This window comes from Enterobacter sp. MGH119, assembly GCF_001037675.1.
GTDB classification, from domain to species: Bacteria; Pseudomonadota; Gammaproteobacteria; order Enterobacterales; family Enterobacteriaceae; genus Enterobacter; species Enterobacter hormaechei_C.
The window spans coordinates 266,782-281,113 of sequence record NZ_KQ089932.1 but is presented as its reverse complement, the minus strand read 5'-3'; the positions used below and the strand labels follow the sequence as shown (position 1 = coordinate 281,113).

14 protein-coding genes are annotated in these 14,332 nt (G+C 56.1%); 2 read left to right on the top strand and 12 right to left on the bottom strand.

Features of this window, described 5'->3' with window-relative positions; translation table 11 throughout:
• Nucleotides 1-105: 105 nt before the first annotated feature.
• Both fre and ubiD read right to left on the bottom strand, forming a co-directional pair.
• Complete coding sequence (gene fre, locus SK53_RS18285) at nt 106-807, bottom strand: NAD(P)H-flavin reductase (RefSeq protein WP_003860778.1); 702 nt, start codon at nt 805-807, stop codon at nt 106-108.
• Nucleotides 808-846: 39 nt separating this feature from the next.
• Nucleotides 847-2,343: a 4-hydroxy-3-polyprenylbenzoate decarboxylase gene (ubiD, locus tag SK53_RS18280; RefSeq protein ID WP_032608225.1), complete on the bottom strand. Its 1,497-nt coding sequence runs from the start codon at nt 2,341-2,343 to the stop codon at nt 847-849.
• Between the two features lie 169 nt (nt 2,344-2,512).
• On the opposite strand from ubiD, the gene rfaH reads away from it, so the two are divergent.
• Nucleotides 2,513-3,004: a transcription/translation regulatory transformer protein RfaH gene (rfaH, locus tag SK53_RS18275; protein WP_003860779.1), complete on the top strand. Its 492-nt coding sequence runs from the start codon at nt 2,513-2,515 to the stop codon at nt 3,002-3,004.
• Here the strand turns inward: rfaH and tatD are convergent.
• The 9 genes from tatD to udp all read right to left on the bottom strand — a co-directional run bounded on the left by tatD (nt 3,001) and on the right by udp (nt 10,911).
• Nucleotides 3,001-3,783: a 3'-5' ssDNA/RNA exonuclease TatD gene (gene tatD, locus SK53_RS18270; protein ID WP_048209862.1), complete on the bottom strand. Its 783-nt coding sequence runs from the start codon at nt 3,781-3,783 to the stop codon at nt 3,001-3,003. The genes rfaH and tatD overlap by 4 nt on opposite strands.
• Nucleotides 3,784-3,824: 41 nt before the next feature.
• Entirely contained in the window at nt 3,825-4,595 is a 771-nt protein-coding gene (tatC, locus tag SK53_RS18265) for a Sec-independent protein translocase subunit TatC (protein ID WP_023315191.1), read from the bottom strand.
• A gap of 2 nt (nt 4,596-4,597) precedes the next feature.
• On the bottom strand, nt 4,598-5,140 hold the full coding sequence (tatB, locus tag SK53_RS18260; protein WP_003860783.1) for a Sec-independent protein translocase protein TatB: 543 nt from the start codon (nt 5,138-5,140) through the stop codon (nt 4,598-4,600).
• A 3-nt stretch (nt 5,141-5,143) separates the two neighbouring features.
• Nucleotides 5,144-5,398, bottom strand: a complete 255-nt coding sequence (tatA, locus tag SK53_RS18255) for a Sec-independent protein translocase subunit TatA (RefSeq protein ID WP_003860787.1) — start codon at nt 5,396-5,398, stop codon at nt 5,144-5,146.
• A gap of 76 nt (nt 5,399-5,474) precedes the next feature.
• The gene (ubiB, locus tag SK53_RS18250; protein ID WP_048209861.1) at nt 5,475-7,115 is read right to left on the bottom strand and encodes a ubiquinone biosynthesis regulatory protein kinase UbiB; all 1,641 of its coding nucleotides are present in this window, start codon (nt 7,113-7,115) and stop codon (nt 5,475-5,477) included.
• Nucleotides 7,112-7,717: a ubiquinone biosynthesis protein UbiJ gene (ubiJ, locus tag SK53_RS18245; protein WP_003860788.1), complete on the bottom strand. Its 606-nt coding sequence runs from the start codon at nt 7,715-7,717 to the stop codon at nt 7,112-7,114. Before ubiJ ends, ubiB begins: the two co-directional genes overlap by 4 nt.
• A gap of 13 nt (nt 7,718-7,730) precedes the next feature.
• Nucleotides 7,731-8,486, bottom strand: coding sequence for a bifunctional demethylmenaquinone methyltransferase/2-methoxy-6-polyprenyl-1,4-benzoquinol methylase UbiE (gene ubiE / locus SK53_RS18240; protein WP_003860790.1), 756 nt, complete (start codon nt 8,484-8,486; stop codon nt 7,731-7,733).
• A gap of 66 nt (nt 8,487-8,552) precedes the next feature.
• Nucleotides 8,553-10,010 (bottom strand): DNA recombination protein RmuC, encoded by a 1,458-nt coding sequence (rmuC, locus tag SK53_RS18235; protein ID WP_023315189.1) that lies wholly within the window; start codon nt 10,008-10,010, stop codon nt 8,553-8,555.
• A gap of 139 nt (nt 10,011-10,149) precedes the next feature.
• Nucleotides 10,150-10,911: a uridine phosphorylase gene (udp, locus tag SK53_RS18230; RefSeq protein WP_003860792.1), complete on the bottom strand. Its 762-nt coding sequence runs from the start codon at nt 10,909-10,911 to the stop codon at nt 10,150-10,152.
• A gap of 259 nt (nt 10,912-11,170) precedes the next feature.
• Here udp and SK53_RS18225 point away from each other — a divergent pair, with 259 nt between their 5' ends.
• Nucleotides 11,171-11,977, top strand: a complete 807-nt coding sequence (locus SK53_RS18225; RefSeq protein ID WP_023302906.1) for a dienelactone hydrolase family protein — start codon at nt 11,171-11,173, stop codon at nt 11,975-11,977.
• 47 nt (nt 11,978-12,024) lie between these two features.
• Here SK53_RS18225 and metE read toward each other — a convergent pair whose 3' ends face one another.
• Nucleotides 12,025-14,286 carry a 5-methyltetrahydropteroyltriglutamate--homocysteine S-methyltransferase gene (gene metE, locus SK53_RS18220; RefSeq protein ID WP_032661086.1) on the bottom strand — a complete coding sequence of 754 codons (2,262 nt, stop codon included), beginning with the start codon at nt 14,284-14,286 and terminating at the stop codon, nt 12,025-12,027.
• Between the last annotated feature and the right edge of the window lie 46 nt (nt 14,287-14,332).

The following is a 14,332-nucleotide window of genomic DNA, read 5'->3' as shown; positions in this document are numbered from 1 at the left end:
ATTTAACGGGAACAAGAATAACGGCAATGCGCCGCCCATTTCAAGGTTAAATTTTCACCAGGCTATTGCCCGAGCATAAAAAACCCGCCGAAGCGGGTCTCTCAATCAGATAAACGCAAACGCATCGCCAAACAGACGATCTTCCCGCGCGTCACGCTCGTTGCAGAACAGGTCGCGGGCAATTTTTGCCATTTCAAAGCGACCGGCAATGTAGATATCGTGCCCGGCCAGCGTCCCGTGATCCTGCAATACCGCAGTCAGCACCGTACCGCTGCGCCCGCGCCAGCCCTCTTCCGGCTGCTCGACAACCGGCTCAATGCGCAGGTTTGGATGATTTACGCTCAGCGCCTCCAGCTCAGACAGATCGTAAAGGTGCTTCTCTTCACGGCCGCCCCAGTAGATGGTGATATCGCGATTTGGATTACGTGCCAGCGCCGTCAGCAGAATAGAGCGGACATAGGAGAAGCCCGTGCCACCGGCAATCAGGATCAGCGGACGGTCTTCGTCTTCACGCAGCCAGGCCTCGCCATGAGGAATATCGACCACGATTTCACGCTCTTTCAGGATGCGGTCCATCACGGCCATCGCGTACAGGTTAAGCTCAGACGCACCAATATGCAGCTCAATAAATTCCTTCTCTGCTGGCGTTGAGGCCATAGAGAAAGGACGCTTATCACGCTCGTCCATCACGACCATCAGGTACTGACCGGCACGGAATGAGAATGCCGCTTCAGGAACCAAACGGACGCGATATACGGTGTCGGTAATAGCATCTACCGACGTCACTTTACAGCTTAAGGTTGTCATTCGCTCTCTCTGTCGGGAAGTCTATAGGGCTAAACGGTCTTATTCTGCCTTACCGTTATTCATTATGGCCAGCTCGTCCCAGATCGCGTCAATTCGCGCGGTCACGGCAGGATCTTTTTCGATCGGGCGACCCCATTCACGGTCGGTTTCGCCAGGCCATTTGTTCGTGGCATCCAGTCCCATTTTTGAGCCAAGTCCGGAAACCGGCGAGGCAAAATCCAGGTAATCAATCGGCGTGTTTTCCACTAACACCGTATCACGCGCCGGATCCATACGCGTGGTGATGGCCCAGATAACGTCATTCCAGTCGCGGGCATTGACGTCATCATCGCAGACAATCACAAACTTGGTATACATAAACTGGCGCAGGAAAGACCATACGCCCATCATCACGCGCTTAGCGTGACCGGCATACTGCTTCTTCATCGTCACCACCGCCAGGCGATACGAACACCCTTCCGGCGGCAGATAAAAATCAACGATTTCCGGGAACTGCTTTTGCAGGATCGGCACGAACACTTCGTTCAGCGCCACGCCCAGTACCGCCGGTTCGTCGGGTGGACGGCCGGTATAGGTGGAGTGATAGATGGCATCTTCACGCTGGGTAATGTGGGTGACGGTGAACACCGGAAAGTTATCCACTTCGTTGTAATAGCCGGTGTGGTCGCCGTACGGCCCTTCGGGTGCCAGCTCGCCCTGTTCAATGTAACCTTCCAGCACAATCTCTGCGCTGGCCGGTACTTCCAGGTCATTGGAGATGCACTTCACCACTTCGGTTTTGGTGCCGCGCAGCAGCCCTGCAAAGGCATATTCAGACAGCGTATCAGGAACAGGCGTCACCGCGCCCAGGATGGTTGCCGGATCGGCACCCAGCGCGACGGAAACCGGGAAGCGTTCGCCCGGATGGGCCGCGCACCACTCCTGGAAATCCAGCGCCCCGCCGCGATGGGACAACCAGCGCATGATGAGCTTGTTTTTGCCAATCAGCTGCTGGCGGTAAATGCCGAGGTTTTGACGCTCTTTATGCGGCCCACGCGTCACGGTGAGGCCCCAGGTGATCAGCGGTGCGGCATCTTCAGGCCAGCACTGCATGATGGGAATATTGGTCAGATCCACCGCATCGCCTTCCAGCACTTTTTGCTGGCACGGCGCACCGCGCAGGCGTTTGGTGGGCATATTCAACACCTGCTTAAACTGCGGCAGTTTGTCGAACAGGTCGCGGAACCCTTTTGGCGGCTCCGGCTCTTTCAGAAAGGCCAGCAGTTTGCCCACTTCACGTAACGCCGTGACATCTTCCTGCCCCATCCCCAGCGCCACGCGGCGAGGTGTGCCAAACAGGTTGCACAGCACCGGCATGGTGTAGCCTTTTGGGTTTTCAAACAGCAACGCCGGGCCGCCCGCGCGCAGGGTGCGGTCAGCGATTTCTGTCATTTCCAGATACGGATCAACAGGAAGCGTAATGCGTTTGAGTTCGCCCTGCTTTTCCAGCAGCGCCAGGAAGTCGCGTAGATCGTGGTATTTCATGCAGTTAATCATGGCCTCTCTGTAAGCGCTTCATTATACGGCGTAAGACCGCGTGATGCTGTAATTTTGTTAAATTAGCGTGAACTTCCACGACTTACTCTCTTTTTCGCCATTATAATCACCTTAGCGATCCCGCCAGGGTTTTGGTATGCTTGCGCCCCGAACAATGGGAAGAGTGATTATGCAGGCCTGGTATTTACTGTATTGCAAACGCGGGCAACTTCAGCGCGCGCAGGAACATCTTGAACGTCAGTCTGTTAACTGCCTGACACCCGTGATCACGCTTGAAAAAATGCAGCGTGGAAGACGCACGACCGTCAGTGAGCCTCTGTTCCCGAATTACCTGTTCGTCGAATTCGACCCCGAAGTGATCCACACCACGACGATCAGTGCCACGCGCGGCGTCAGCCATTTTGTGCGTTTTGGCGCCCATCCGGCAAGAGTACCGTCATCGGTTATTCATCAGCTTTCTGTCTACCAGCAGCCTGAAGATATTACCGATCCGGAAACCCCTTATGCCGGCGACAGCGTGGTGATCACCGAAGGCGCCTTTGAAGGCTTACAGGCCATCTTCGCTGAGCCGGACGGTGAAGCGCGCTCCATGCTGCTGCTCAACCTGCTGAACAAAGAGGTGTTGCAGAGCGTGAAAAACACCGATTTCCGCAAAGTTTAGAACTGCACGCCGAACAGACGACGCACGTTATCATCGGTTTGTGCTGCCAGCCACTGCACATCTTCTCCCCGCCAGTGCGCCACTCGCTCAGCAATATGCCCCAGGTAGGCCGGTTCATTACGTCGTGATGGCGGTTTGGGCTGCATATCCCGGGGCAACAGATACGGCGCATCCGTTTCCAGCAGCAAACGATCTGCCGGGATAACGGGTAACAGCTCACGCAGTTCCAGCCCACGACGCTCATCGCAGACCCAGCCCGTGATACCCAAATAAAACCCGCGGTTCAGGCAATCCAGCGCTTCCTGACGGGAGCCCGTAAAGCAGTGCAACACCGCGCCCGGCAGTTTCTCCAGCCAGGGTTCCAGTAGCGCCATAAAACGTTCATGCGCATCGCGACAGTGCATAAACACCGGCATCTCCAGCTCTGCTGCCAGCGCGAGCTGGGCGGTAAATGCCTTCTCCTGCTCTTCAGGCGTCGAGAAGTTACGGTTGAAATCAAGCCCGCATTCGCCAATGGCAACCACTTCTGGCGTTTGTGCCAGACGATGAAGCGCCTCAGCGCTTTCATGCGTCCACTGGCTGCTGTCATGAGGATGCACGCCTGCGGTGGACCAGCAGTGTTGATAGCGTTGCGCCAGCTGCCGTGCCTGCTCACTCTCATGCAGATTCGTTCCCGTCAGTAGCAGCCCACCCACGCCGGCGGCAAAGGCGCGCGCCACCACCTCATCGTGGTCTTTCGCAAACTGGGAGCTAGTGAGGTTAAGCCCGATATCAAACATACGTATCCCCATATGACAACCGCCCTGACGGGCGGTTGGTTTTATTCTTTAGTGGTCTCTTCAGACGGCTCGTCTTCTTCGTCCCGGGTACGTCCCTTTCCGACGTAGAAACGAGCGAAGAACACGCCGACTTCAAACAGGCAGTACATCGGTATCGCCAGTAAGGTTTGCGAGAAGACGTCCGGTGGCGTTAACAGCATACCTACGACAAATGCCCCCACCAGGATGTACGGGCGCTTCTTACGCAGATCGTCAGGCGTGGTCACCCCCACCCAGCAGAGCAGGACAATTGCTACGGGCACCTCGAAGGCGACACCAAAGGCCATAAACAGCGCCATCACGAAGCTGAGGTAGCTGGCGATGTCCGTCGACACCTGTACCCCTTCCGGTGCGGTATGCGTCAGGAAGCCGAAGGCCAGCGGGAAGACAACGAAGTAGGCGAACGCCATGCCGATGTAAAACAGCAGCGAACTGGACACCAGCAGCGGAATAACCAGCTTGCGTTCATGCCTGTACAGCGCGGGCGCCACAAATGCCCAGACCTGATACAAAATGACCGGCGCAGAGGCAATCAACGATACCCAGAAGGTCAGCTTGATGGGGGTAAAGAACGGTGAAGCAACGTCCGTTGCAATCATCGTCGCGCCCAGCGGCATCTGTTTAATCAGCGGCGCGGAAACCACCTGATAGATATCGTTGGCGAAATAGACCAGACATAAAAAAATGAGGAAAACCGCAATAATGCAGTTTAACAGGCGCTTACGCAGCTCAATGAGGTGCGCAATCAGCGGTTGAGTATCATCTACTGCCATGTTTACGCTTTATCACTCGACGAGGGGGATGATTCGGAAACAGGCGCGGCGGGTTTTACCTCAGCCGTTTTGACCACGGGCTCTTCCGGCGGCACCTGCTTTTTCACTTCGGGCTCCTGCGGCGATTGCTCTGGCGAAGCGGCCTGATGCTCCGCGCTGGAAGGCGTCACACCCTCGCGCTGCTCTTCGCTGCCCTTCACCACCGGATTATGGATGGTGTTTGCTTCATCGCTCGCCTTCTCAGGATCGTTAATGCTGTATGAGCGCTTCATGGATTCAGCCGCTTCGCGTAACTCATCCATTGATGCTTTCAGCTCCGGCGTCAGGTTATCCATGCTCGCCTTTTCAACCTTTTTCAGGCTGTCCTGAAATTCCTGAAGCTTCAGCTCCTGTGCCAGCTCGTTCTGCACGGTAGTTGCCAGCGAGCGAAGTGCCCGCACCCAGCCCACGACGGTTTTCACCGCAACGGGTAAACGCTGCGGCCCCAACACAATCAGACCAATCACAAAGACCAGCAGTAACTCACCAAAACCAATGTCGAACACGAATTACACCTGCTCTTTATCGTGACGTTTAGCCTCTTCCTTTTTGGCTTCGTCCTGCTTATCGGCGATGGATTTAGCGGTAAAATCAGCATCCTGACTGGTTTTTTCCTGCTTATTCTCATCATCGCTCATGGCTTTCTTGAAGCCTTTGATTGACGCGCCCAGGTCGGAACCAATCGATCCGAGTTTTTTCGTGCCAAACAGCAGCACAACGATGACGGCAATGATCACTAACTGCCAGATACTGATACCACCCATGCGTGTTCCCCAGTGATAGATGATTAATTAGTCAGATCGCATTATACGTATGCAATCTCTCGATAGCGACGCTAATTCAGCGCGTTTTTCGCCAGCCAGCAAGCCAGACAACCACACCGGCAGCCATAATCCAGGCTGGCATCATTTCCCAGTCCGGACGATTGATCAACAGTAACGTGCCGCTTATCAGCAGCGTCGCGCCAATTCCGAAGAGATAGCGGGACTGCCCCTGACGCACGCGACTGGATTGAAGCTCGTGCGCGATTTTATCCATGCTGTGCTGAAGGTTCTTGCTCTGACGCAAACTGTCGTAAACCAGTTCAGGAATTTCAGGTATTTTTTCAATCCAGAACGGGCCTTTGTCTTTAAGCGAGCGAACCAGGGCTGGAATACCGACCTGATCCTTAATCCAGGATTCGAGGAACGGTTTCGCGGTTTTCCACAAGTCTAACTGAGGATAGAGCTGGCGGCCTACGCCCTCAACGTAAAGTAATGTTTTCTGAAGTAAAACTAATTGTGGCTGCACTTCCATATTGAAACGGCGTGCGGTGTTGAACAGGTTGAGCAGGACGTGTCCGAAAGAGATCTCCGAGAGCGGCTTTTCAAAAATCGGCTCACAGACGGTGCGGATCGCAAATTCAAACTCTTCCACGTTGGTATCTGGCGGAACCCAGCCTGAATCCACGTGCAGCTCGGCCACCTTACGGTAGTCGCGATTGAAGAAAGCGATAAAGTTCTCGGCGAGATAACGCTTATCCTCTTTATTCAGCGAGCCGACAATACCGCAGTCGATGCCGATGTATTTAGGATCTTCCGGGTGCTCATAGCTGACAAAAATGTTGCCCGGATGCATGTCAGCATGGAAGAAGCTGTCGCGGAAAACCTGAGTAAAGAAGACCTGCACGCCACGTTCGGCCAGCAACTTCATGTTGGTGCCCTGTTTTTCCAGCGCCGTCACGTCCGAGACCGGAATACCGTAGATACGTTCCATCACCATCATGTTCTGACTGCAATAGTCAGAATAGACTTCAGGAACATACAGCATCGGGCTGTCTTCAAAGTTTCGACGCAGCTGAATGGCGTTCGCCGATTCACGCAGCAGGTTAAGCTCATCAATCAGCGTTTTTTCGTATTCCCGTACCACTTCCAGCGGACGCAGACGGCGGCCATCCGGCAACAGACGCGGCACCCAGCGAGCCAGGCGATAAATCAGCTTCATGTCTGCTTTGATAACCGGCAGGATATCCGGACGAATCACTTTAATGACCACCTCTTTGCCATTTTCCTTCAGGCGCGCAGTATGAACCTGCGCAATAGAGGCAGAGGCCAGAGGCTGAATATCGAAATCATCAAACCAGGTCTCGATGGGGATATTGCCCATCGCTTCTTCGATTTGTTTCTTCGCTCTCTCTCCGTCAAACGGAGCGACGCGATCCTGCAATAGTGCGAGCTGATCGGCAATCTGCGGTGGAAAAAGGTCGCGACGTGTTGAGAGCATCTGCCCAAACTTGATCCAGACCGGTCCCAGCTCCTGCAACGCAAGACGCAGGCGTGCGCCCAGCTCCTGATCCTTATGGCGATTCGGCATCCAGAACAGCGTGCGACGCCAAAGCCGAAGCGGCAGAGTGATACGCATTCTGGGGATAAGCTCGTCGAGCCCGTAGCTCAAAAAGGTGCGAACGATAAAATAGAGGCGCCGAATTTCACCAGGCGTCATTTGCCCTCCAGTTTTTCCAGCCGTTTGGTTAACGCATCAACTGCGCGCTCAACTGCCGCGGTCTCTTCTGCAAACCAGGCGACTTCTAAAGGCCCCGGCGCCATACGCCACTCTTCGGTCAGCACCTCGGCAGCATAGCGCTGTTGACGGAGCAGACCTTTACGCAGGAAAGCGGAACCCGTGCGCAGCGTTTTGCTTATCCCTTCAGCCGCGATGTCGCCGATATAGGGCGCCAGCAGTTCCGCCGGGTCGAATTCAGCCTGATCGCTGAGTGCAACGAAGTTCTGTACCACCTGAATATCGCCTTCGACCTCCAGCTCACCGCTGCGAATAAGCGCCGTCATCTGCTGACGGTCACGCAGTTTTGGTAAGACGCTCATGTGCGTAATTACCGAGCAATCAGCTTCGCCTTCCCACTCCCCCAGAACGTCAAGCTGGCGTTCGCTGAAGACCAGCACAAGCGGCGTCGAGAACTCCTTTAACACGATGCGCAGCACCTTTCCGTTAAGCCGCTGACGTGCGGTTTTCAGCGCCGGAGCGCGATACAGAAAGGCATTCAGTACGTTCTCGATGCCTGCGGTGACTAAGGGTTTAATGGGCACAGGAAACCTCCACTCAGAACTTGTAACCACGATGCAGCGCGACGACACCCGCCGTCATATTGAAGTATTCCACGTTTTCAAACTCGGCATCCTGCATCATCGCTTTCAGCGTGTCCTGATCCGGGTGCATTCGGATGGATTCGGCCAGATAACGGTAACTTTCTGCATCGTTTGCCACCAGCTCGCCGATGCGCGGCAGAACGTGGAAGGAATAGGCATCGTAAGCTTTGCTCAGCGGGTCGATAATCGGTTTAGAAAACTCGAGAACCAGCAGTCGGCCGCCCGGCTTCAGCACGCGGTACATGGAGCGCAGCGCTTTATCTTTATCGGTCACGTTACGCAGACCGAAAGAGATGGTGATGCAGTCGAACGTATTATCCGGGAACGGCAGCGCTTCGGCGTTGGCCTGAACATATTCAACGTTGCCTACCACGCCGATGTTACGCAGCTTTTCGCGTCCCATTTTCAGCATGGAGTCGTTGATATCCGCCAGCACCACGCGGCCGGTTTCGCCAACCAGACGGGAGAATTTAGCGGTTAGATCCCCTGTGCCTCCGGCTAAATCCAGCACCGTTTGTCCACGGCGCACGCCGCTGCAATCAATAGTGAAGCGCTTCCACAAGCGATGAATGCCGAATGACATCAAATCATTCATCACATCGTACTTCGCCGCCACGGAATGAAATACGTGGGCCACCATGTCAGCTTTCTGCGCTTTGGCGACAGTCTGAAAGCCAAAGTGCGTTGTGTCTTGTGAATCGTCAACCATCTCAGAGCCTGCTAATCAGTCAAATGTTCGTGAAGTGTAACAGATTGGGCGCATTTGCCCTACGTTTCAACCACCGTGAAAGAAACGTGCCGGCTGCGCTTCGGGGGATAAACTCGCCGCTAAACCGTTGTCTTCATTGCGGCTATTTTGCTCACCGTCGCCTTCACGCAGACGAAACTCTTCGTCCTGAGCGGTAGCCTGCTCCACCAGTTCCGGATTAATCTCGCGTTTAACTTCCACCCCCAGGCTGCGAAACGCCTCCGCCTGCGCCAGCAAATTGCCACGCCCGGAGGAGAGTTTTTTCATCGCCTGGCGGTAGTTATCCTGCGCGCGATCCAGGCTTTGCCCCACCGAGGACATATCGTCCACAAACAGCCGCATTTTGTCGTACAGCTTGCTGGCGCGATCGGCAATCTGCTGCGCGTTACGGCTTTGGTGCTCATAGCGCCACAGGTTGGCAATGGTACGTAACGCCACCAGTAGCGTGGTGGGGCTGACCAGCATAATGTTATTTTTCAGCGCTTCGGTGATCAGTTCGGGCTGTCTGTCGAGCGCCAGCAGGAAGGCTGGCTCAACCGGAATGAACATCAGCACATAATCCAGCGATCGCAGCCCCGGCAACTGCTGATAATCTTTTCTGCCCAGCAGACGGATATGGTTACGCACGGAGGCGATGTGCTCCTGCAACGCTGTTTCGCGGGTGTAGTCATCTTCCGCGTTGAAGTAGCGCTCATAGGCCACCAGCGTCATTTTGGCGTCGATAACCACATCTTTGCCCTGTGGCAGACGAACAATGACATCCGGCTGCATCCGCGAGCGCGCATCGTTTTCAATGCTGACCTGCGTTTCGTATTCGTATCCTTCGCGCAGGCCAGAGGCCTCCAGCACGCGCGTCATGACCACTTCGCCCCAGTTTCCCTGCGCTTTGTTATCACCTTTCAGTGCGCGCGTCAGGTTAACCGCCTCCTGCGCCATCTGCGCATTCAGCTGCTGGAGATTACGAATTTCATGCGCCAGCGTGTGGCGCTCGCGGGCCTCCTGACCAAAGCTGTCCTGTACCTGACGTCGAAAGCCGTCCAACTGCTCACGCAGGGGCGTCAGCAGGCTGTTCAGGCTCTGACGGTTCTGCTCATCCACGCGGCGATTGCTGTGCTCAAAAATGCGGTTCGCGAGGTTCTCAAACTGCTCGCTAAGACGCTGCTCGCTGTTGATCATCTGACGGATTTTGTCTTCGGCGTGCAGTTGGGTGGACTCAAGGCGGGTGGTCACTTCCCGGAGATCGGCCTCCAGCGAGGTGTTAATGTCGCGCAGATTGCGCAGTTCGTTATTGAGCAGTTCACACTCATCGCGCCAGTGGTCACTCAGCGCAAGCTGTTGTTTCGTCGCGCTGAGTTCGGCGACGATCTCTTCGCGCTCTGCCAGCTGTTCGGCTTTCTGCTGCGCATGCTGGTAGCCGGAAATGAGCCAGCCAATCCCCACGCTCACCAGCGCAACTACCGCATAAACCAGGATTGAGATATCCACAATGCCCCCTGCATCCACGTCTAACCCGCACAAAATAGAATTGTGCTGTATGAACGTCCAGTTTGAAAGGGTTTTCCTGCGAGGCGTTACGCAAAAAGAAAAGGCCGAGCATGTCGGCCTTTTAGCACTGAAGAGAGAATTAGATCAGGCGGCGCGCCGCTTCAACCACGATTTTCACCGCATGGCTTTCAGTCTGCTTCATGGTTTCAGCGTTCGGGATCTCCTGTTGGGTACGGTTGACGATAACGCCCGCCACCATACCGGCACGCAGACCCTGGCTCGCGCACATGGTCAGCAGCGTCGCAGATTCCATTTCGTAGTTCATGACGCCCATCGACTGCCACTCTTCCATGGAGCCTTTGAAACGGCTCACCACGCGACCAGAGAAGGTGTCGTAACGCTCCTGGCCCGGGTAGAAGGTATCGGAAGAGGCAGTTACGCCCACGTGGGTGGTGGCGCCCACGGATTTCGCGGCTTCAACCAGCGCGGTGGTGCATTCGAAATCAGCCACTGCCGGGAATTCCATCGGTGCAAAGTGCAGGCTTGCCCCGTCCAGACGCACGGATGCGGTGGTAACCAGCACGTCGCCCACGTTGATGTGCGGCTGAATGGCGCCTGTGGTGCCGATGCGCAGGAAAGTACGAATGCCCAGCTGCGCCAGCTCTTCAACGGCGATAGAGGTAGACGGGCCACCAATACCGGTAGAGCACACGATCACCGCTTTACCGTCCAGCTCTGCGCGCCAGGTGGTGAATTCGCGATGCGCTGCCAGCTTAACCGGCTTATCCATCAGCGCGGCGATCTTTTCCACACGCTCTGGATCGCCAGGGACGATAGCAAGCGTAGCCCCTTGTAAATCGTTTTTAGTGAGGCCGAGATGAAAAACATCAGACTTAGACATAGGTGACTCCTCTGTGGGTCGGTTTGTCAGAAGAAGTAAAACGGTACTTTACAGAAGCAATGTGCATTATTTCGTGACACACCTCACCATGAATGAAAATGATTGCAGCTAATTTCCATAAAACAGTGATTCACATCACATTAACAAGTTATATCGCCGGGTGCTGCACAAAAGATAGACGCTATAAGGCACTGTGGGTTGTTAACCTGGTGTCTATATTTATCTTTGCGCTAATCCATTCATTGGTACGGAGAATGCCATGACTGAAAAAATCGGTTTTGCACCTGCTGCGGCCCCGCACGCTTCAACCATCGTCTCAACCCCTGAAGAAGCCATTACCGCAGGCGAGACCTCCATTCCCTCCCAGGGAGAGAACATGCCAGCGTACCACGCGCGGCCAAAATCTGCCGATGGCCCGCTGCCCATCGTGATCGTGGTGCAGGAAATATTTGGCGTTCATGAACATATTCGCGACCTCTGCCGCCGTCTGGCGCTGGAAGGTTACCTGGCCGTTGCGCCGGAACTCTATTTCCGTCAGGGCGATCCGAATGATTACAGCGACATCCCGACGCTGTTCAGCAACCTGGTCAGCAAAGTGCCGGACGCGCAGGTACTGGCCGATCTCGACCACGTTGCCAGTTGGGCGGCGCGCAACGGTGGCGACCCGCACCGTCTGATGGTGACCGGCTTCTGCTGGGGTGGACGCATTAGCTGGCTGTATGCCGCGCACAATCCGCAGTTGAAAGCGGCCGTGGCCTGGTACGGCAAACTGGTGGGCGAAAAGACGCTGAACTCGCCGAAACATCCGGTTGATATCGCCACCGATTTAAATGCCCCGGTGCTAGGGCTGTATGGCGGTCAGGATACCGGCATTCCGCTTGATACCGTCGAGACCATGCGCCACGCGCTGCGGGCGGCAAACGCGAAGGCCGAAATCGTGGTGTACCCGGATGCGGGACACGCGTTTAATGCCGATTATCGTCCGAGCTATCACGCGGAATCCGCGAAAGATGGCTGGCAGAGAATGCTGGCGTGGTTCAGCCAGTACGGCGGGAAGAAAGCGTAATACCAAAAGCCCGGTGGCGGCTACGCCAACCGGGCAATCCAGCCCCACTACGCCTGACGCAAATTCTGCGCCGCCTGCACCATGTTCGCCAGCGCCGCGCGGGTTTCAGGCCAGCCACGGGTTTTCAGGCCGCAATCCGGGTTTACCCACAGACGTTCCGCCGGGATGCGCTGGGCCGCTTTTTGCAGCAGCGATTCAATCCACTCCACGCTCGGCACGTTAGGGGAGTGAATGTCATACACGCCCGGCCCGATTTCGTTCGGGTAGTCGAACTCTTCGAACGACTCCAGCAGCTCCATGTCTGAACGCGAGGTCTCGATGGTGATCACATCGGCGTCGAGCGCGGCAATGGAGTCCATGATGTCGTTAAATTCGCAGTAACACATGTGGGTGTGGATCTGCGTGTCGTCCTTCGCGACGGCCGCGTTGAGGCGGAACGCCTCCACGCCCCACTGTAAGTAAGCATCCCAGTCGCTGCGACGCAGCGGCAACCCTTCACGCAGCGCCGGTTCGTCGATCTGAATGATGCCAATCCCCGCCGCTTCCAGATCCGCCACTTCATCACGCAGCGCCAGGGCGATCTGTTTGGCGATGGTTTCCCGGGATACATCTTCACGCGGGAACGACCAGCAGAGAATGGTCACCGGCCCCGTCAGCATGCCTTTTACCGGTTTGTCGGTCAGAGACTGGGCATACTTCGCCCACTCCACGGTGATCGCTTCCGGGCGGCTGACGTCGCCGATCACCACCGGCGGCTTCACGCAGCGGGAGCCGTAGCTTTGCACCCAGCCGTTCTGGGTAAAGACAAAGCCGTCCAGGTGTTCACCGAAGTATTCCACCATATCGTTACGCTCGGCCTCGCCGTGCACCAGCACGTCCAGACCCAGACGTTCCTGCTCGACGATCGCCTGTTTGATGTGTTCCGCAATGCCGGTGCGGTAGTGATTCGCATCCAGATTGCCCTTTTTGAAGTCCAGGCGCAGGCCGCGGATCTCGGTAGTCTGCGGGAAGGAGCCGATGGTTGTGGTCGGCCACGCGGGCAGGTTAAAGCGCGCACGCTGGGCTTCGGCGCGCACTTCATACGGGCTCTGGCGCTGGCTGTCCCGGGCGGTGATGGCCGCCAGACGTTTTTCCACCGCCGGGTTATGCACGCGCGTCGAGTGACGGCGCGCCTGGATCGGAGCGCTCCAGTGGGTAATCGCTGCCGTGTCGCCGCTGTTCAACGCGTCGCGCAGCAGAGCCAGCTCCTCACACTTTTGCAGGGCAAAGGCAAACCAGCTTTTCACCTCAGGGTCGAGTCGGGTCTCCACGCTCAGGTCGATCGGGCTGTGCAGCAGGGAACAGGAAGAGGCTACCCATAATTCACGTTTACCGACAATGTCCTTAATTTGTGCATATTTCTCGGTGAGATCGGCACGCCAGACGTTACGACCATTCACCAGACCGGCAGAGAGCAGCCACTCCGCAGGCAGACGCTTGTGCAACTCTGCCACATCGTCTTTGCCGTGAACGAGATCAACGTGCAGACCCTGAACCGGCAGCGCAGTAATGGTGTCGAGGTTAGGCGTTACGCCCTCGAAATAGGTGGTCAGCAGCAGCTTCACCTGGCCCGTGAGCGCGTCATACGCCGGTTTGAAGGCATCCAGCCACGCCTGCGGCAGCTCAAGCACCAGCGCCGGTTCATCGATTTGCACCCACTGAATACCGCGCTTACCCAGCTCAATCAGCACCTGCTTATAAACCGGCAGAATATCGTTCAGCAGGCTGAGGCGGTCGAACTGCTCACCTTTCACTTTGCCCAGCCACAGGTAGGTGACCGGCCCCAGCAGCACGGGTTTCACCTGGTGACCCAGCGCCAGCGCTTCGTCCACTTCATCCAGAAGCTGGGTCCAGGTCAGTTTGAACTGCTGGCCCTTAACGAACTCCGGCACCATATAGTGATAGTTGGTGTTAAACCACTTGGTCATTTCCGCCGCTGCCGCTGGCTCACCCGTTGGCGCGCGGCCACGGCCGATGCGGAACAGGGTATCGATATCCACCGATCCATCGTTGTTCTGATGACGAGCCGGCACGTTGCCAAGCAGCAGGCTGGTGGTCAGAACATGGTCGTACCAGGCGAAATCGCCCACCGGCAGCAGGTCTACGCCCGCCTGTTTTTGCTGATCCCAGTGACGCGCGCGCAGCTCGCGTCCCACCGCCAGCAGTTCTTCGCGGGTGGCGTTACCCGCCCAGTAGCTTTCTTGCGCTTTTTTCAGCTCGCGACGCAGACCAACGCGAGGGAAACCGAGAGTGTGAGTGCGGATTGTCATGGCATACCCCTTGTAGAAATTCGTTATTTAGACGTCCAGATGTTTA

Bases quoted from the DNA above. Each gene is read 5' to 3' on its own strand.
- fre (WP_003860778.1), bottom strand. From the start codon at position 807: ATGACAACCTTAAGCTGTAAAGTGACGTCGGTAGATGCTATTACCGAC.
- ubiD (WP_032608225.1), bottom strand. From the start codon at position 2,343: ATGATTAACTGCATGAAATACCACGATCTACGCGACTTCCTGGCGCTG.
- rfaH (WP_003860779.1), top strand. From the start codon at position 2,513: ATGCAGGCCTGGTATTTACTGTATTGCAAACGCGGGCAACTTCAGCGC.
- tatD (WP_048209862.1), bottom strand. From the start codon at position 3,783: ATGTTTGATATCGGGCTTAACCTCACTAGCTCCCAGTTTGCGAAAGAC.
- tatC (WP_023315191.1), bottom strand. From the start codon at position 4,595: ATGGCAGTAGATGATACTCAACCGCTGATTGCGCACCTCATTGAGCTG.
- tatA (WP_003860787.1), bottom strand. From the start codon at position 5,398: ATGGGTGGTATCAGTATCTGGCAGTTAGTGATCATTGCCGTCATCGTT.
- ubiB (WP_048209861.1), bottom strand. From the start codon at position 7,115: ATGACGCCTGGTGAAATTCGGCGCCTCTATTTTATCGTTCGCACCTTT.
- ubiE (WP_003860790.1), bottom strand. From the start codon at position 8,486: ATGGTTGACGATTCACAAGACACAACGCACTTTGGCTTTCAGACTGTC.
- udp (WP_003860792.1), bottom strand. From the start codon at position 10,911: ATGTCTAAGTCTGATGTTTTTCATCTCGGCCTCACTAAAAACGATTTA.
- SK53_RS18225 (WP_023302906.1), top strand. From the start codon at position 11,171: ATGACTGAAAAAATCGGTTTTGCACCTGCTGCGGCCCCGCACGCTTCA.
- metE (WP_032661086.1), bottom strand. From the start codon at position 14,286: ATGACAATCCGCACTCACACTCTCGGTTTCCCTCGCGTTGGTCTGCGT.